At 42.8% G+C, this 16,789-nt stretch carries 18 protein-coding genes; all 18 read left to right on the forward strand.

Going from position 1 to position 16,789, the window contains the following annotated elements:
• Window position 1 precedes the first annotated feature (1 nt).
• Entirely contained in the window at window positions 2-388 is a 387-nt protein-coding gene (locus ACTNB8_RS01415; protein ID WP_441051669.1) for a SpoIIIAC/SpoIIIAD family protein, read from the forward strand.
• Complete coding sequence (locus tag ACTNB8_RS01420) at window positions 385-1,545, forward strand: stage III sporulation protein AE (protein WP_441051671.1); 1,161 nt, start codon at window positions 385-387, stop codon at window positions 1,543-1,545. Before ACTNB8_RS01415 ends, ACTNB8_RS01420 begins: the two co-directional genes overlap by 4 nt.
• 13 nt (window positions 1,546-1,558) lie before the next feature.
• Window positions 1,559-2,134 carry a stage III sporulation protein AF gene (locus ACTNB8_RS01425; RefSeq protein WP_441051673.1) on the forward strand — a complete coding sequence of 192 codons (576 nt, stop codon included), beginning with the start codon at window positions 1,559-1,561 and terminating at the stop codon, window positions 2,132-2,134.
• Window positions 2,049-2,429, forward strand: a complete 381-nt coding sequence (locus ACTNB8_RS01430) for a hypothetical protein (RefSeq protein ID WP_441051675.1) — start codon at window positions 2,049-2,051, stop codon at window positions 2,427-2,429. Before ACTNB8_RS01425 ends, ACTNB8_RS01430 begins: the two co-directional genes overlap by 86 nt.
• A gap of 10 nt (window positions 2,430-2,439) precedes the next feature.
• Window positions 2,440-3,210 (forward strand): SpoIIIAH-like family protein, encoded by a 771-nt coding sequence (locus ACTNB8_RS01435; protein WP_441051677.1) that lies wholly within the window; start codon window positions 2,440-2,442, stop codon window positions 3,208-3,210.
• Window positions 3,211-3,286: 76 nt separating this feature from the next.
• Entirely contained in the window at window positions 3,287-4,900 is a 1,614-nt protein-coding gene (locus ACTNB8_RS01440; protein ID WP_441051679.1) for a peptide chain release factor 3, read from the forward strand.
• Between the two features lie 305 nt (window positions 4,901-5,205).
• Entirely contained in the window at window positions 5,206-5,592 is a 387-nt protein-coding gene (locus ACTNB8_RS01445; RefSeq protein ID WP_296157054.1) for an Asp23/Gls24 family envelope stress response protein, read from the forward strand.
• Window positions 5,593-5,664: 72 nt separating this feature from the next.
• On the forward strand, window positions 5,665-6,186 hold the full coding sequence (gene nusB, locus ACTNB8_RS01450; RefSeq protein ID WP_441051681.1) for a transcription antitermination factor NusB: 522 nt from the start codon (window positions 5,665-5,667) through the stop codon (window positions 6,184-6,186).
• A complete protein-coding gene (gene xseA / locus ACTNB8_RS01455; RefSeq protein WP_441051683.1) occupies window positions 6,183-7,394 on the forward strand; it encodes an exodeoxyribonuclease VII large subunit in 1,212 nt (403 codons plus the stop codon). Before nusB ends, xseA begins: the two co-directional genes overlap by 4 nt.
• Complete coding sequence (xseB, locus tag ACTNB8_RS01460) at window positions 7,391-7,621, forward strand: exodeoxyribonuclease VII small subunit (RefSeq protein ID WP_296157049.1); 231 nt, start codon at window positions 7,391-7,393, stop codon at window positions 7,619-7,621. Before xseA ends, xseB begins: the two co-directional genes overlap by 4 nt.
• Entirely contained in the window at window positions 7,611-8,498 is an 888-nt protein-coding gene (locus ACTNB8_RS01465; protein ID WP_441051686.1) for a polyprenyl synthetase family protein, read from the forward strand. The genes xseB and ACTNB8_RS01465 overlap by 11 nt, the downstream gene beginning before the upstream one ends.
• Before the next feature lie 16 nt (window positions 8,499-8,514).
• Complete coding sequence (gene dxs / locus ACTNB8_RS01470; RefSeq protein ID WP_441051687.1) at window positions 8,515-10,377, forward strand: 1-deoxy-D-xylulose-5-phosphate synthase; 1,863 nt, start codon at window positions 8,515-8,517, stop codon at window positions 10,375-10,377.
• Complete coding sequence (locus ACTNB8_RS01475; protein WP_441051689.1) at window positions 10,374-11,183, forward strand: TlyA family RNA methyltransferase; 810 nt, start codon at window positions 10,374-10,376, stop codon at window positions 11,181-11,183. Before dxs ends, ACTNB8_RS01475 begins: the two co-directional genes overlap by 4 nt.
• Before the next feature lie 14 nt (window positions 11,184-11,197).
• Window positions 11,198-12,058, forward strand: a complete 861-nt coding sequence (locus tag ACTNB8_RS01480; protein WP_441051692.1) for an NAD(+)/NADH kinase — start codon at window positions 11,198-11,200, stop codon at window positions 12,056-12,058.
• 56 nt (window positions 12,059-12,114) lie between these two features.
• Window positions 12,115-12,570 (forward strand): arginine repressor, encoded by a 456-nt coding sequence (argR, locus tag ACTNB8_RS01485; RefSeq protein WP_441051694.1) that lies wholly within the window; start codon window positions 12,115-12,117, stop codon window positions 12,568-12,570.
• Window positions 12,564-14,255 carry a DNA repair protein RecN gene (recN, locus tag ACTNB8_RS01490; RefSeq protein WP_441051695.1) on the forward strand — a complete coding sequence of 564 codons (1,692 nt, stop codon included), beginning with the start codon at window positions 12,564-12,566 and terminating at the stop codon, window positions 14,253-14,255. The genes argR and recN overlap by 7 nt, the downstream gene beginning before the upstream one ends.
• A gap of 145 nt (window positions 14,256-14,400) precedes the next feature.
• Window positions 14,401-15,609 carry a SpoIVB peptidase gene (gene spoIVB, locus ACTNB8_RS01495; protein ID WP_441051697.1) on the forward strand — a complete coding sequence of 403 codons (1,209 nt, stop codon included), beginning with the start codon at window positions 14,401-14,403 and terminating at the stop codon, window positions 15,607-15,609.
• Between the two features lie 327 nt (window positions 15,610-15,936).
• Complete coding sequence (spo0A, locus tag ACTNB8_RS01500; protein ID WP_441051698.1) at window positions 15,937-16,743, forward strand: sporulation transcription factor Spo0A; 807 nt, start codon at window positions 15,937-15,939, stop codon at window positions 16,741-16,743.
• The last annotated feature ends 46 nt before the right edge of the window (window positions 16,744-16,789 follow it).

Here is a 16,789-nt window from a genome sequence, read left to right on the forward strand (position 1 = left end):
GATGGATATTGTAAAAATTTCTCTGCTTGGCATGAGTGGTGTAGTGCTTGGCTTTTTTCTTAAAGGTATAAAATCAGAGTACTCACTTTTTGTAACAATGGGAGTGGGAATCATGATACTTGAGCTGGCTGTTGGAAAACTTGAGTATCTTTTTCAGTCAGCAGGCCAGCTTAAGGAAATGCTGCCGGTAAGCCAGGAGTATTTTTCCACTCTTATAAAAATGGTTGCAATAACATATGTCGGGCAGTTTTCGGCTGGAATATGCAAAGATGCGGGACAGCAGGCAACCGCTGCACAGATAGAACTTTTCTGTAAATTATCTGTGTTTGTGCTGAGCATGCCAGTGTTGATGGCACTTCTGTCTGCAATTCAGGAATTTCTTATATGAAGAAAAAAGTTATATTTTTTCTGAGTTTTTTGCTGTTATGTATGACTGGAAAGATCCTCTGGAACTGTGAAAATGTTCCGGCGGCAGTGGAAGTAACAGGGAATGAGACAGCAGAAAATATTCTGAAAGACCTGGAACTTGATGAAGTACAGAAAATGCTTAATGAGATGATGGGAGAAGATAGTTTTTCACTGAAACAGATGGCAGCAGATCTGATAGATGGAAAAGAAGCACTGTCTGCCGAAACCATTCAGAAATTCTTGCGGACGGTATTATTTAATGGTCTGGAAAATGAAAAATCTCTTCTTCTGAAATTGATTTTGCTTATGTTTCTGGCTGCTGTTTTTGCAAATTGTGCAGAAGTTTTTGGCAATGGACAGATTGGAGAAATCAGTTTTTATGTGGTTTACCTTATGGTTTTTATACTTCTTATGAATTCATTTAAAGAAATGAGTGCTTCTCTGGAGAAGATTATCTCATGGATGACAGAATTCATGAGGGGACTTGCCCCTGCATATTTTATGGCAGTGTCGGCTGCTTCAGGGACTGCTTCGGCGGCAGTTTTCTATGAAGGAGTACTGATACTGGTGTGGATGATCCAGTGGATACTTCTGAATGTTCTGCTTCCGGGAGCAGGATTTTATGTGCTTCTGGAACTGGTAAACAATCTGTCAAAAGAGGACATGCTGGATAAGCTTGCAGAACTTCTTAATACGGCAGTCAGCTGGGGACTGAAAACATTGCTGGGAGCGGCTGTGGGCCTTCAGGTGGTGAGAAATCTGGTAGCGCCAGTGATGGATTCGATGAAAAGAGGAATCCTCGGAAAAGCAGCAGGGGCTATTCCGGCGGTTGGAAATGCAGTAAATATGGTAACGGAACTGGTGTTGACAAGTGCAGTTCTGGTACGCAACTGTCTGGGCGTGGCAATTCTTGTTGTTTTTGTTGTCGTGGGTGCAGGCCCGGTACTTCATTATGGAATGCTTTCACTGATATACCGGCTTATGGCGGCTGTTTCCCAGCCGGTGTCAGACAGGCGGCTTGTGGGCGCTTTCAGTACGATGGGAGAAGGCTGTGCACTGCTTCTGCGGATTCTTTTTACTGCGGAAATTTTATGCATGCTTGCTTTTATTGTGCTGCTGGCAGGCTTTTCAGGGTAAGACAGGGGAAAATATGAAAGAAGAGATCAGCAGCTGGGTGAGAAATCTGGCTGTATTTTATATTATTTTTACTGCTGTGATCCAGTTGGTGCCGGACAGAAAATATGAAAGATATGTACGGAATTTTATGGGGCTTCTTCTGATCTATATGGTATGTATCATGCTGTGTACAATGGCAGGAAAAAGCAGTGAAATGATCCGGCAGTTTTCGACTGAGTATAATGCTGAAATCACCAGGCTGAAACTAAAAGAAAACAAAAATCTTCAGTCATTTTATATTAATGAAGAATATGAAAAAGAAATTCGCAAAATTATTCTCGAAATATTAAAAAGTACAGGCATAAAAAAGGCAGATGCCGCCGTACATATAGAAGGAGAAAATCTGTCAGCGGAGATATACCTTCAGCAGAAGATAACAGAGGAGCAGGAAGGGAGGCTGGAAAATGCACTCTGGCAGAAACTCGGAATCGGAAAAGAAAACTGTCAGATCATTGCTGACAGGAATGGGAAAACAACAGTGGGCAGTGCTGCTTCTGACGGGAATTCTTCTGGCAGTGATCGCATTTCCGACCTCAGGAGGAAACAGTAAGGCAGCTTTATCAGAAAATGTATTTGAAGAAACAGAAGGTTCTGGGACGGGGACGGATCTGGAACTGCGGCTTCAGAATCTTCTGGAAAATGTAGAAGGAGTGGGAAGAGTAAAAGTCATTCTTATGACAGGGCAGGACACTGGTATTTACGGCTCTACATATTCAGAGATCACGGGTGTACTGATAGCGGCAGAAGGTGCTGATAATCCTGTGACAGTTCAGAATATTCAGCAGGCAGTAATGGCATTATTTCAGGTAGACGCTCATAAAATTAAAATTATGAAAATGAAATGAGGAGTGTAAAGTGAAAAAAGTTGTAAAGAAAAATCAGGTGATTATTACCGCTCTGGCAATCCTTATTGCAGTTGCAGGATATCTGAATTTTTCAGATGTAAATCTTGGATTCAGAGATAAAGAGGCGAGTACTGACAGCAGTAGCATCCTGGATGAGGTAGAATATGATCTGACAGACGAGACAGCTCTTCAGGAAGAAAACGGTGCAGCTGCGGAGGAGGAAACAGAGCCTGCCGGTACACCGGGAGAAGCAGTACTTACTGCAGCATCAGATTTTGCAGCACAGGCAAAATTATCCAGAGAGCAGGTACGCTCACAGAACAAAGCAGATCTGCAGGAAATTATCAATAATACAGATATCGGAGATGAACAGAAACAGCAGGCAGTCAATACTATGGTGGAAATGACAGATATTGCGGAAAAGGAAGCAGCAGCAGAGATGCTTCTGGAGGCAAAAGGATTTGAAAATGTAATTGTAAATCTGACCGGAGAGACAGCAGATGTTGTTGTACCGGATACGGATCTGGAAGATGCGAAACGCGCACAGATTGAAGATATTATAAAAAGGAAAACAGGGATCGCACCTGCAAATATTGTGATCACTCCGTTAAGTCAGACAGAAGAGAATGAGGGAGAATCAGAAGAAAGTTCATCTGATGAAACTTATCAGGAAGAGGAGACCGGTGCGGCAGTGTCAACAGACGGGACTGCATCAGATACAGGTGAAGAACAGGAAACATCTACAGAGCCAGTGATAGAAACAGAAGGAATTTATGATTGACCAAATACGGGGATAAATTTCTTGACAGTGTGGTGTTCTGTATACTAGAATAAAAAGTTGTATAGAAATTGGAAGAATGATAATAAACAGGAGGCCAAACGTGTCTAAGTTTGCGAAAGAAATAGAAAAAAGAAGAACCTTTGCCATTATCTCTCACCCGGATGCAGGTAAGACAACTCTGACAGAGAAGTTTCTGCTGTATGGAGGGGCCATTAACCTGGCCGGAAGTGTTAAAGGAAAGGCAACGGCCCGCCATGCAGTGTCAGACTGGATGGAAATCGAAAAAGAGAGAGGTATTTCTGTTACCTCATCTGTGCTGCAGTTTCATTATGACGGATACTGTATCAATATTCTGGATACACCGGGACATCAGGATTTCTCCGAGGATACTTATCGTACACTGATGGCTGCTGATTCTGCTGTCATGGTTATTGACGGAAGCAAGGGTGTGGAAGCTCAGACAAGAAAACTTTTCAAAGTCTGTGTTATGCGTCACATTCCTATTTTTACTTTTATCAACAAAATGGACAGAGATGCAAATGATACATTTGATCTTCTGGATGAAATAGAAAAAGAACTGGGAATCGCAACCTGTCCGATCAACTGGCCAATTGGCTCAGGTAAAAAATTCCGTGGTGTATATGACAGAAATACACATAAGGTACTTACTTTCTCTGATACACAGAAAGGTACAAAAGAAGGTGTTATCGAAGAAATCGATATTGATGACGAACGTCTGAATGATATAGTTGATCCGGATCAGAGAGAGCAGCTGATGGAGGAAATTGAACTCCTGGATGGTGCAAGTGTTGATTTCGACCAGGAACAGGTAAGCAGGGGAAATATGACACCTGTATTCTTTGGATCAGCACTGACTAACTTTGGTGTGGAAACATTTCTGGAACATTTCCTGAAAATGACAACATCTCCGCTTCCGAGAATGTCTGATCAGGGTGAAATAGATCCGATGTCTGATGATTTTTCAGCATTCGTATTTAAGATCCAGGCAAATATGAACAAAGCGCACAGAGACAGAATTGCATTTATGAGAATCTGTTCCGGTAAATTCGATGCGTCCCAGGAAGTGTACCATGTACAGGGAGACAAAAAAATGCGTCTTCTTCAGCCTCAGCAGATGATGGCGGAATCACGTCACGTGGTTGAAGAGGCTTTTGCAGGAGATATCATCGGTGTATTTGACCCGGGTATTTTTTCCATCGGAGATACTATCTGTGCGCCTGGAAAAAAATTTGCATTTGAGGGAATCCCGACATTTGCTCCGGAACATTTTGCGAGGGTGCGTCAGATTGATACAATGAAACGTAAACAGTTTGTAAAAGGTATCAACCAGATTGCTCAGGAAGGTGCTATCCAGATATTCCAGGAATTTAACACTGGTATGGAAGAAATCATTGTAGGTGTCGTAGGTGTACTTCAGTTTGACGTATTGAAATACCGTCTGGAAAATGAATATAATGTGGAGATCCGTCTTGAAACTCTTCCATATGAGCATATTCGCTGGATCGCAAATAAAGAAGAAGTGGATGTTGCGAAGATTACAGGTACTTCAGATATGAAGAAGGTTACAGATCTTAAGGGAAATCCGCTGCTGCTCTTTGTGAATGCATGGAGTGTGGGCATGACAGAAGACAGAAATCCGGATCTTGTGCTGACGGAATTCAGTAAATAAATGTTATTGATAACTGGTTACTGTTCACTCCGTTCACAGCAACTTGGTCAAAATCCATTCCAAATCACCTTCGGTGATGGGATTTTGCCCCGTATGTCTCGGGATTTTGCCATATTCATGGCAAAACACCTCGCGGGACATTGCCTGTGAACAGTAACGATAACTGTACACAGGTAATATTCTGTGACAAAAACGCTTTTAATTTATGTATAAATTTGTTATACTAAACCCATAAGTAAATTAATTTTGGTAATTGCTGTGAACGGAGTGAACAGTAACATTCGGTATCCTTAGGAGGAATTGAAATGGCAGAAAAAAGAACAACATATAAACTGCAGGACGTAGGCGGAATCGGTGAAGTAAAGATTGCAGATGAAGTAGTAACTGTGATTGCCGGACTTGCAGCAACAGACGTTGAAGGAGTCGCTTCCATGGGCGGCAATATTACAAATGAACTGGTTGGCAAACTTGGAGTAAAAAATCTTTCCAAAGGTGTCAAGGTAACTATACTCGAGGGCGTTGTATCCGTAGATCTTACATTAAATATTGAATTCGGAAAGAACGTTCTGGAAGTAAGCCGAAAAGTTCAGGATAAAGTAAAATCATCTATCGAAAATATGACGGGTCTGGAAGTAGCAGATGTAAATATCCGCATTGCCGGTGTTGATATGGAGAACGAAAAAGGAAAGTAAACCTTTCCTTTTTTCTTTATAAAGCAATCATGAGAGCATGAAATGCGGAATGATTGTATTTCAGGAGGAATTATGCGAAGAAGGGAACAGAGAGAGCATGTTTTTAAACTGCTTTTTATGACACAGTTTAACACAGAAAAAGAAATGCAGGATCAGCTTACTGTGTATTTCGATAATCTGGGAGAAGTGGACGAAAAAGATAAAGAAACAATTGAACAGAAATACAGACATGTTATGGAACATCTGGCTGAAATCGACCAGATACTGAACGATTTCAGCCGTGGCTGGAAGACAAGCCGTATGAACCGTGTAGATCTGACAGCACTGAGACTGTCCGTATACGAAATGAAATATGATGAAGAGGTTCCTACAGGAGTTGCTATCAACGAGGCTGTTGAACTGGCAAAAGTTTTTGGCGGAGAAGACTCAGGTTCATTTGTAAACGGTGTTCTTGGCAAAATTGCCAGCGGAAAGAAAGATTCAGGCGAAGAACCGAAGAAATCTCACCGCCCGACACACAAAGCCAGGATCATTATCAGATCATCCAAAAAGTCTCCAAAAGAGACATCAGAAGAGAGTACTGATCAGAAATGAAAAACATCTATTCGGTAGGACAGGTCAACCGATACGTAAAAAACATGTTTACCCAGGATTTTATGCTTCAGAAAGTCTATGTCAGGGGTGAAGTTTCCAATTGTAAATATCATACAAGCGGACATGTTTATTTTTCACTGAAAGATGAAACAGGAGTTCTTTCCTGTGTTATGTTTGCCGGACAGCGCAGGGGACTTGCCTTTCGTATGAAAGACGGGGACAAAGTTGTTGTCGGCGGATCTGTAGATGTCTATGAGCGCGACGGAAGGTACCAGCTGTATGCCAGAGAAATTTCTCTGGAGGGAGCGGGTGCTTTGTATGAGCGCTTTCTTGCGCTGAAAGAAGAACTGGAAGAAATGGGGATGTTTGCAGCAGAGTACAAACAGCCGATTCCGAAATTTATCAGGAAGCTTGGCGTTGTAACAGCACCTACAGGCGCAGCAGTCCAGGATATCAGAAATATTTCCCTGAGAAGGAATCCATATCTTCAGATCATTCTGTATCCGGCGCTGGTACAGGGTGAAGGTGCTTCGGACAGCATTGTCAGAGGAATCCGTATGCTGGATGAGGCAGGTGTTGATACAATTATTGTCGGACGTGGCGGCGGATCTATAGAAGATCTGTGGGCTTTCAACGAAGAAAAAGTTGCAAGAGCTGTTTTTGAATGCAGGACGCCGGTAATTTCGGCAGTAGGACATGAAACAGATTTTACTATTGCTGATTTTGTGGCAGACATGCGCGCACCGACACCATCTGCGGCTGCCGAACTTGCAGTTGATGATTACAGACAGATCCTTCAGACCTGTCAGGAGTATAAAGACCGTTTTCAGAGGTCAATGCAGGGCAGGCTTGATGTTATGAGGGCGGAACTGAGACGATACCAGCTTCAGATGGAATATCTGAGCCCGGAAAGCCGCCTGAAAGAAAACCGCCAGAGACTTGCGGATCTCGAAGATGAGATCAGAGGTGCCATGCAGAACAGACTGAATGACTGTCGTCATACTCTGGGACTGTATCTTGAAAGATACAAAGGTCTGTCGCCACTGAACAAACTGAATCAGGGATATTCTTTTGTTGAAAACACAGAGGGAAAGGCTGTTACAGGCATATCGCAGGTACAGCCAGGGGAATATCTTAAGATATCTGTTACAGATGGTGTGATAGAAGCTGAAGTCGTGAACAGCAGGAAGGAAAATTGGAATATATGACAGATACACAGATTCAGGATACAAAAAACGAAAAAACACTGGAGGAGGCTTTTCAGGAACTGGAATCTCTGGCAGAAAAGCTGGAAGATAGCAGTACTTCCCTGGAGGACTCCTTTCGTTTCTACAAAAAAGGAATGGAGCTTCTGAAGTTTTGCAGCGGCAAGCTGGATACCGTAGAAAAAAAGATGCTCCAGATGGACGAAGATGGGACGTTGCATGAATTTTAAAGAAGAATTAAAAGTAAGAACGGAATATGCAGAAGAAGTAATACGTCGCTGGCTCCCGGAGGAAACCGGATTTGCAAAATCAATGGCAGAAGCGATGAATTACAGTATGTGTGCAGGCGGCAAGAGACTCCGTCCTGTATTGCTTCTGGAAACTCTGCGCCTGTTTGAAGGCCGGGAATCTGTTGCAGAACCTTTTATGGCAGGAATTGAAATGATTCATACACATTCACTGATCCATGATGATCTTCCGGTGATTGACAACGACGATTACAGAAGAGGAAGACTTACCACACACAAAGTGTATGGAGAAGCAATGGGGGTACTGAGTGGAGTAGCCCTTTTGAATTATGCTTATGAAACCATGTTTCAGGCATTTGCCATGGATCCGGGAGACGGAAGAGTTGCAGAAGCACTTAAGATCATGTCCGGGAAAACAGGTCTTTATGGTATGCTGGGGGGACAGAGTGTGGACGTCGAAAATGACGGCAAACCTGTCAGCAGAGAGATGCTGGATTATATTTACAAACACAAAACATCGGCACTTATAGAGGCTTCCATGATGTGCGGTGCAGTTCTTGCAGGGGCATCACCGGAGGAAACATCACTGGTTGAAAAAGCTGCTTCAGATATCGGGCTGGCATTCCAGATTCAGGACGACATTCTGGATATTACGAGTACAAGTGAAGAACTGGGCAAGCCTGTGCACAGTGATGAAAAAAACAACAAAGTTACTTATGTGACTCTTTTCGGAGTGGAAAAGGCCGCAGAAAAGGTACAGAAATTTTCTGAAAGTGCATTATCTTCTCTTAATGAACTTAACAAAAAAAATGAATTCCTGGAGATGCTGATCCTGGAAATGGCCAGCCGCAGGAAATGAAAGAAGGATACGAAGGATGTTGGAAAAAATCAATAAGCCAAATGACATTCATAAAATAGCTTTAGCGGATTTTCCACAGCTTGCGGAAGAAATCAGACAGTTCCTGATTGAATCAGTCAGTCATACTGGTGGACATCTGGCATCCAATCTTGGGGTCGTGGAGCTGACACTGGCACTTCATAATGTGCTGGAACTTCCACAGGACAAGATTATATGGGATGTGGGCCATCAGGCATATACACACAAGATCCTTACCGGAAGAAAAGACGGATTCAAAAATCTGCGTAAAGAAGGCGGAATGAGCGGATTTCCGAAGAGAAGTGAGAGTGACTGTGATTTCTTTGATGCAGGACACAGTTCCAATTCAATTTCCGCAGGCCTGGGTTATGTCAGGGCAAGAGATCTGCAGGGACAGAAATATACAGTGGTTTCTGTGATCGGAGACGGGGCGCTGACTGGGGGAATGGCATATGAAGCTCTGAATAATGCGGCAGAACTCGAAACAAATTTTATCATTGTTCTGAATGATAACAATATGTCAATATCCAAAAACGTAGGTGGAATGTCTTCCTATCTGAGCGCTCTTCGTACTGCTGAAGTCTATACAGGAATGAAACTGGGGGTAACAAAAACTCTCAAGAAAATCCCGAGAGTAGGAACTTCGCTGGTTGATACCATGCGAAAGACAAAAAGCAGTATTAAGCAGCTGATCATTCCCGGAATGCTTTTTGAGAATATGGGACTGACTTATCTGGGACCTGTGGACGGTCATAACATGCGTCAGATGATGAAACTTTTTAATGAGGCAAAGAGGGTGGAGGGACCTGTGATCGTTCATGTTCTTACCGAAAAGGGCAGGGGATATGAACCGGCGAGCAGACATCCCGACAGATTTCATGGTACAGGTCCTTTTGATATAAAAACGGGCAAACAGCTTGCAGTGAAAAAATGTCCGACATATACGGATGTTTTTGCAGACACAATGGTAGAACTTGGAAAAGCAAATCCGAAACTTGTAGGTATTACGGCTGCCATGAAAGAAGGTACAGGTCTCAGGAAATTTGAGACAAAATTCCCGGACAGGCTTTTTGATGTGGGAATTGCGGAAGAGCATGCAGTTTCTTTTGCAGCCGGACTTGCACTGGGCGGTATGGTGCCTGTGGTGGCAATTTATTCTTCCTTCCTTCAGCGTGCGGTAGATCAGATGCTTCATGATGTCTGTATGCAGAAGCTTCATGTGATTTTTGCAATAGACAGGGCAGGGCTTGTCGGTGCTGACGGTGAAACACATCAGGGCTGTTTTGATATTTCCTATCTGACAATGATGCCGAACATGACAGTGATGGCACCGAAGAACCAGTGGGAACTTTCAAGAATGCTTGAATTTGCTGTGAACTTTGACGGACCGTGTGCGATACGCTATCCAAGAGGAAGTGTATGTCAGAGTTTGAAAGAATTTGATGCACCTGTAAATTATGGCAAAAGCGAAGTGCTTTACAGAGGCAGGAAAACAGCGATACTTTCACTTGGAAGCATGACTTCTGTATGTGAACAGGTATATAAAGAAATGAAAAACAGAGGTTCTGATCCTACATTTGTGAATGTCAGATTTGCAAAACCACTGGATACAGAATTGCTCGATGAACTGGCAGCAGATCATGATCTGTTTGTCACTGTAGAAGAAAATGTCAAAAACGGTGGATTTGGAGAGCATGTGTCTTCTTACATGGAAGCATGCCATCCGGAAGTGCGGGTACTGACCATAGCTGTCTGGAACCGTTTTGTAGAGCACGGGGAAGTAGACAGCCTCAGGGCAAAAATCGGACTTTCTGCGCCGGATATTCTCAGTGCAATAGAAGAGTATGAGGAACAGAAATGAAAAAAAGACTGGATATATTAATGATGGAGCGTGCGCTGGCACCTTCCAGAGAAAAAGCAAAGGCATATATTATGGCCGGAGATGTTTATGTTGACGGACAGAAAGAAGACAAGGCGGGAACCATGTTCCAGGAAACTGTCAGGATCGAAGTAAGAGGAAATACACTTCCGTATGTAAGCAGAGGTGGTCTGAAACTGGAAAAAGCAATGAAATATTTCGGAGTTTCTCTTGATGGCAAAGTCTGCATGGATGTTGGCGCTTCTACAGGTGGATTTACAGACTGTATGCTCCAGAACGGTGCTGTAAAAGTTTATTCCATAGATGTGGGATACGGACAGCTGGACTGGGGACTTCGGAATGATCCAAGAGTTGTCTGTATGGAAAAAACCAATATACGTTATGTGCTTCCTGAGAATCTTCAGGAACCTGCAGATTTTTCTTCTATAGATGTATCGTTTATTTCTCTGACAAAAGTTCTTCTTCCTGTGAGAAACCTTCTGACAGAAGATGGAGAAATTGTCTGTCTCATCAAGCCCCAGTTTGAGGCAGGAAGAGAAAAAGTTGGCAAGAAGGGCGTTGTAAGAGATCCGGCAGTACATCTGGAAGTAATCGAGAAGGTGATAAGTTATGCCATGAGTATTGCTCTTGAGCCGAATCATCTTTCTTTTTCTCCGATCAAGGGACCGGAAGGAAATATTGAATATCTGCTTCATGTGAAAAAACGCCCGGAGGGAACAGCTGTGACTTCCTGTCTGGAGACTGATCCTGAGCAGGTGGTAAAAGAAGCCCACCAGCAGCTGGATTAGGGAAGGCGGTCAGGATGGATAAGTTTTATATTATCACTAACAGCGCAAAAGATAAAAATCAGGAATTTACAAATGAAATAGTAAAATATCTGAAAGACCACGGCAGGCAGTGTCAGGTACAGCTGGCTGAGCGCAAAAAAGAAGGCGCCTATCATTATACAAACCCGGATCTGATACCAGAAGGTACCCAGTGTCTTCTGGTACTTGGTGGAGACGGAACACTTCTTCAGGCTGCCAGAGACGTGGTGCACAGAGAAATTCCAATGCTTGGAATCAATCTGGGTACACTGGGATTTCTTGCTGAAGTTGACAGAATGTCTGTCTATCAGGCACTGGATCAGATTATGGCAGATGATTATGAGATAGAAGAACGTATGATGTTTACAGGAACTGTATGGCGGGGGGATACCATTATTGGCAGAGACGTTGCCCTTAACGATATCGTAATATGCAGGGAAGGTCCTCTGAGAGTTGTACGGTTCAAAAATTATGTAAACGATGTTTACCTGAATTCCTATAATGCTGACGGAATTATTATTTCTACACCAACAGGCTCTACAGGTTACAGTCTGTCCTGCGGTGGTCCTATTGTGGCACCAAACGGGGCAATGACTCTGATGACACCTATTGCACCGCATACACTGAATACCAGGAGTATTATTTTTCCTGCTGAAGATGTGATCACTGTAGAACTTGGTAAAGGCAGACGCCAGGATACAGAAAAAGGTCTGGCATCTTTTGATGGAGATACAGTGATACCTATGGTGACAGGTGACAGGATAGTGATCCAGAGAGCATCTGTCAGTAGCAGAATACTGAAACTGAACCATTTGAGTTTCGTAGAAGTACTCAGACAGAAAATGCATAATAATTAGGAATTGCTGTGAACGGAGTGAACAGTAACAGACATTCAGGTAATGGAGGAAGTATTTTGAAGGTTGCAAGACATGAAAAAATTATAGAACTGATTCAGCAGCACGATATTGACACGCAGGAAGAACTTGCGGCCAGACTGAATGAAGCAGGATTCAAAGTAACGCAGGCTACGGTTTCCAGGGATATCCGTGCACTTAAAATGACGAAAGTTGCCGGAAAAGACGGTAAACCTCATTATGCAATCCTTAATGGAACAACTGCAGAGCTGGGGGATAAATATACAAGAGTACTTCATGATGCTCTTACATCTATAGATGTTGGCCAGAATATGATCGTAATACGTACAGTTCCTGGAATGGCAATGGGAGTGGCAGCTGCACTGGATGCACTGAACTGGAAAGAAATACTGGGCTGTATCGCAGGAGATGATACGGTAATGTGTGTATCCAGGGATGTGGAACAGGCAAAGCTTGCGGCTGACAGGCTGAAAGGAATAGTGAAATTATGTTAGTTCATCTTCATGTAAAAAATCTTGCGCTGATACAGGATATTGAAGTGGAATTCGGACCGGGACTGAATATTCTTACAGGTGAGACCGGTGCTGGTAAATCCATTCTTCTGGGATCCATGCAGCTTATTCTGGGGGGCAGAATCGCCAGAGATATGATACGTGCAGGCGCATCGTACGCACTCGTGGAGCTGCTGTTTCAGATCGAGAATCAGAAAGCAGAAGAAAAATTAAGAGAACTTGGCATAGAAACGGAAGACGGACAGGTACTTCTAACCCGAAAAATAATGGACGGCAGAAGCATCAGCAAAATAAACGGAGAGACCTGTACGGTATCGCAGATGAAAGCGGCCGCCTCCTGTCTTCTGGATATTCACGGACAGCATGAACATCAGTCACTTCTCTATCAGGAAAAACAGCTGGAAATTCTGGACGCATACGGCAAAGATAAGATCTTCCCGCTGAAAGAGAAAGTCAGGGATGCATATGAGCAGTACCAGCAGGATCTTCGTGAACTGAAAAAACTGGATGTGGATGAAGAACAGAGAAATCGTGAAAGAGCTTTTCTCGAGTTTGAGATCAATGAGATCAGTACTGCTGCACTGATGTCCGGAGAAGATGAAAATCTTGAGAATCTGTACCGTAAGCTTGACAATGGCAAAAAGATCCTCAGTACACTACAGAGTGTCCATGAACTGACTGGATCAGATTCGGCACAGGGAGCAGGAGATTCTGTGGGAACAGCCGTGCGTGAACTCTCAAAAGTTACAGAGTTTGATTCTCAGCTGGAGAGTATGGCTGAGACGCTTCAAGAGGTGGATTCTCTTCTGAATGATTTTAACAGGGAGCTTTCTTCCTATGTGGAAGAATTGAATTTTGATGAGGAAACTTTTTTTGAGACAGAGAAACGTCTGGATCAGATTAATGGACTTAAGGCAAAATATGGACAGACAATAGAAGATATTCAGGCATATGGAAAGGCACAGCAGGAAAAACTGGAAAAAATTGACAGACATGAGGAATTTTTACAGAAGGCAAAAGCAAAAACTGAAAAAAGCCGCAGAAATCTGGAAGAAATCTCGAATAAACTGACTGAGATCAGGAAAGAATACAGCAGGACACTGACAGAAGAAATTATTCACGGACTGAAAGACCTGAATTTCCTTGATGTGAAGTTCCGTATTACTTTTTCTGAAACAAAAGATTTTACGGCAAATGGTGCAGACCAGATTGAATATGAAATTTCAACCAACCCTGGTGAATCAGTGAAGCCTCTGGGTAAGATCGTATCAGGTGGAGAACTTTCCAGAATCATGCTTGCGCTTAAAGCAATCCTTGCTGACAAAGATGAGATTGAAACGCTGATCTTTGATGAGATTGATACAGGAATCAGCGGCAGAACAGCACAGAAAGTATCCGAAAAGATGTCTGTGATCGGTAAATGTCATCAGGTGCTCTGTATTACGCATCTTCCGCAGATTGCTGCTATGGCAGATACTCATTTTGAAATAGAAAAACATCAGAAAGGGACAGAAACGATTACGGAAATCCATCCGCTTGAAGGCGAGGATTCCATAAAAGAACTGGCAAGACTTCTCGGTGGAGCTGAGATCACGGAAGCAGTGTTCCAGAATGCAAAAGAAATGAAAGAATTGGCACAGGTACAAAAAAATACAAGACTGAAATAAATGCAAATAAAGCATAATAAGAGAGGACGACCAAACAGGAAATCCTCTCTTTTTATTTTTCAATAAAAGTTCAGAACAGCAGACTGCATGTCTGTTTGGAAAGAGGGCATTTCCTTTCATACTACAAAGGAAAGGATGTGGCAGAATGAACAGAAAGAGAAAATACCGGTACTTTCTGATAGTGTTTCTGTGTCTGGATCTGATACTGATCGCAGCCTTAAGTTATCGGTATATGAATCGGAAGATTCCTGATGAAATACATGTTTCAGATAATCAGAAAGAACAGGTGCAGAAGTTACTGAAACATCCACTGCTGACTTTTGACAGATCCATAGCAGTTTCCGGTGATGGCAGTTATCTTCTGCACAGCAGAATTTTGGGTGTAGTTCCGTTTAAAGATATAAAAGTGATCCCGGAAGATGAAAAAAGTGTTTATGTCAGCGGAAATACTGTTGGAATTTATATGGAGACAGAAGGGGTGCTGGTCATTGATACAGGAGAGATTCTTTCGGAAAAAGGCACGAAAGAAAGTCCCTCAGAGAATCTTGCAAAACCGGGAGACTATATAGTGGCCTTCAACTGTCAGACTGTCAGCACAAAAAAAGAACTTATGGCTGATCTGAGAGAGACTGACGGACAGAAGATTACTCTGGAAGTTATGAGAAACGGAGAAAAGGTGCCACTGACCATTGAACCGGTAAAAGATGCCACAGGAAACTACAGACTTGGAATCTGGGTCAGAGATAATACACAGGGAATTGGGACTTTGACATATGTAGATGAAGAAGGCAGATTCGGAGCACTTGGGCATGGAATCAGTGATGTGGATACGGGAAGTCTTCTGCACATTGCCAGTGGATCCCTGTATCAGGCGGAAATACTGGGAATTCAGAAAGGAATAAGCGGAAGTCCGGGTGAACTTTCAGGACTGATACGGTATGAAACAACGAAAAAAGCCGGCTTCATAAAGAAAAACAGTGAAAAAGGAATCTACGGTCAGTTTACCGGAAGCAGCGATAAATTCAATCTGAAAAAAATGCAGGTTGCCTATAAGCAGGAACTTGAGACAGGACCGGCATCTGTGTTGTGTTGTGTGGAAGGCGAAGTAAAGGAATATGATGCCGAGATCACAAAAATAGATATGAATCATGAAGACAGTAATAAGAGCTTTGTAATAGAAATAACTGATCCGGCTCTGCTGGAAGCTACAGGAGGAATCATTCAGGGAATGAGCGGAAGCCCGGTGATTCAGAATGGAAAATTCGCAGGCGCAGTTACACATGTTTTTGTACAGGACGCCGCAGGCGGTTATGGGATATTTGCAGAGACAATGCTGGAGAATGAAGAGGGATAAAGTAAAAAATGATAATGCAGAGAGGCCTGCAGAATGTTGAAGAATAAAGGAAAATAAACTTTTTTTCGGAAGAAGAAAGTCGCTAAACGTCGATTCGGGACGAACGAAAATCAGCCATTATCCCCTGTTTCGGCTTGATTTCGCAGGCGGCCATCCACTATAATATTTCTGTTGTACGGAGGCGAACATTGTGGGCCCATTGCCCTGTGCATAAAGAAACATTGGTTACTGTGAACGGATCGGAAAGTAACAAACATCATACAGTTGCTGTCGTAATTATGCGGTAACTGTATACATATGTGGTGGTTAGAGGAGGAGACGGGCTTCATGGAAAAATTAAATGTGGCTATTGCTGATGATAATGAAAAAATGGTTGAAATTCTGGGCCGTATGATAGAGGAAGATAAAGATCTGACACTGGTTGGCAAAGCACGTAATGGAGAAGAAATATGCAATATCATCAGGGAAAAAGAACCGGATGTAGTTGTACTGGATATTATTATGCCGAAGATGGATGGTCTGACAGTAATGGAAAAATGCAGTCACGACCATAATATCAGAAAACACCCTGCTTTTATCATAGTTTCTGCTGTTGGACAGGAACGGATAACAGAAGATGCATTTAATCTGGGAGCAGATTATTATATGCTGAAACCGTTTGATAATCAGGTACTTCTCAACAGAATCAAACACAGCAGGCGCGGGACGGAGCGGAGGATGAGAGAACCTGTTCATCAGGTTGCGAGAGAAGAAACGGCATCTTATGGAACACATAATCTTGAGGCAGATGTAACGAATATCATACATGAAATTGGCGTACCTGCTCATATAAAGGGATATCAGTATCTGAGAGACGCAATTATTCTTGCAGTAAATGATATGGAAATGCTGAATTCCATCACCAAAATTCTGTATCCGACAATCGCCAAGAAACATCAGACAACACCCAGCCGTGTGGAAAGAGCAATCCGTCATGCAATAGAAGTTGCATGGAGCAGAGGAAAGATGGATACAATAGATGCTCTTTTTGGATACACCGTCAGTACAGGAAAAGGAAAACCGACGAATTCAGAGTTTATTGCACTGATCGCAGATAAAATTCGTCTGGAATATAAAAAACAGTCTTTGCAATAGGTGCTTTTTAGGTTATAATGTACAAAAGAACCAACACGGAAGGGGA

Source organism: Blautia sp. HCP28S3_G10, assembly GCF_052065235.1.
Classification (GTDB): Bacteria; Bacillota; Clostridia; order Lachnospirales; family Lachnospiraceae; genus Blautia_A.

Excerpts from the sequence above, each read along its gene's own strand:
- ACTNB8_RS01415 (WP_441051669.1), top strand. The coding sequence starts at position 2 with ATGGATATTGTAAAAATTTCTCTGCTTGGCATGAGTGGTGTAGTGCTT.
- ACTNB8_RS01420 (WP_441051671.1), top strand. The coding sequence starts at position 385 with ATGAAGAAAAAAGTTATATTTTTTCTGAGTTTTTTGCTGTTATGTATG.
- ACTNB8_RS01425 (WP_441051673.1), top strand. The coding sequence starts at position 1,559 with ATGAAAGAAGAGATCAGCAGCTGGGTGAGAAATCTGGCTGTATTTTAT.
- ACTNB8_RS01430 (WP_441051675.1), top strand. The coding sequence starts at position 2,049 with ATGGGAAAACAACAGTGGGCAGTGCTGCTTCTGACGGGAATTCTTCTG.
- ACTNB8_RS01440 (WP_441051679.1), top strand. The coding sequence starts at position 3,287 with ATGATAATAAACAGGAGGCCAAACGTGTCTAAGTTTGCGAAAGAAATA.
- ACTNB8_RS01445 (WP_296157054.1), top strand. The coding sequence starts at position 5,206 with ATGGCAGAAAAAAGAACAACATATAAACTGCAGGACGTAGGCGGAATC.
- nusB (WP_441051681.1), top strand. The coding sequence starts at position 5,665 with ATGCGAAGAAGGGAACAGAGAGAGCATGTTTTTAAACTGCTTTTTATG.
- xseA (WP_441051683.1), top strand. The coding sequence starts at position 6,183 with ATGAAAAACATCTATTCGGTAGGACAGGTCAACCGATACGTAAAAAAC.
- xseB (WP_296157049.1), top strand. The coding sequence starts at position 7,391 with ATGACAGATACACAGATTCAGGATACAAAAAACGAAAAAACACTGGAG.
- ACTNB8_RS01465 (WP_441051686.1), top strand. The coding sequence starts at position 7,611 with ATGAATTTTAAAGAAGAATTAAAAGTAAGAACGGAATATGCAGAAGAA.
- dxs (WP_441051687.1), top strand. The coding sequence starts at position 8,515 with ATGTTGGAAAAAATCAATAAGCCAAATGACATTCATAAAATAGCTTTA.
- ACTNB8_RS01475 (WP_441051689.1), top strand. The coding sequence starts at position 10,374 with ATGAAAAAAAGACTGGATATATTAATGATGGAGCGTGCGCTGGCACCT.
- ACTNB8_RS01480 (WP_441051692.1), top strand. The coding sequence starts at position 11,198 with ATGGATAAGTTTTATATTATCACTAACAGCGCAAAAGATAAAAATCAG.
- recN (WP_441051695.1), top strand. The coding sequence starts at position 12,564 with ATGTTAGTTCATCTTCATGTAAAAAATCTTGCGCTGATACAGGATATT.
- spoIVB (WP_441051697.1), top strand. The coding sequence starts at position 14,401 with ATGAACAGAAAGAGAAAATACCGGTACTTTCTGATAGTGTTTCTGTGT.
- spo0A (WP_441051698.1), top strand. The coding sequence starts at position 15,937 with ATGGAAAAATTAAATGTGGCTATTGCTGATGATAATGAAAAAATGGTT.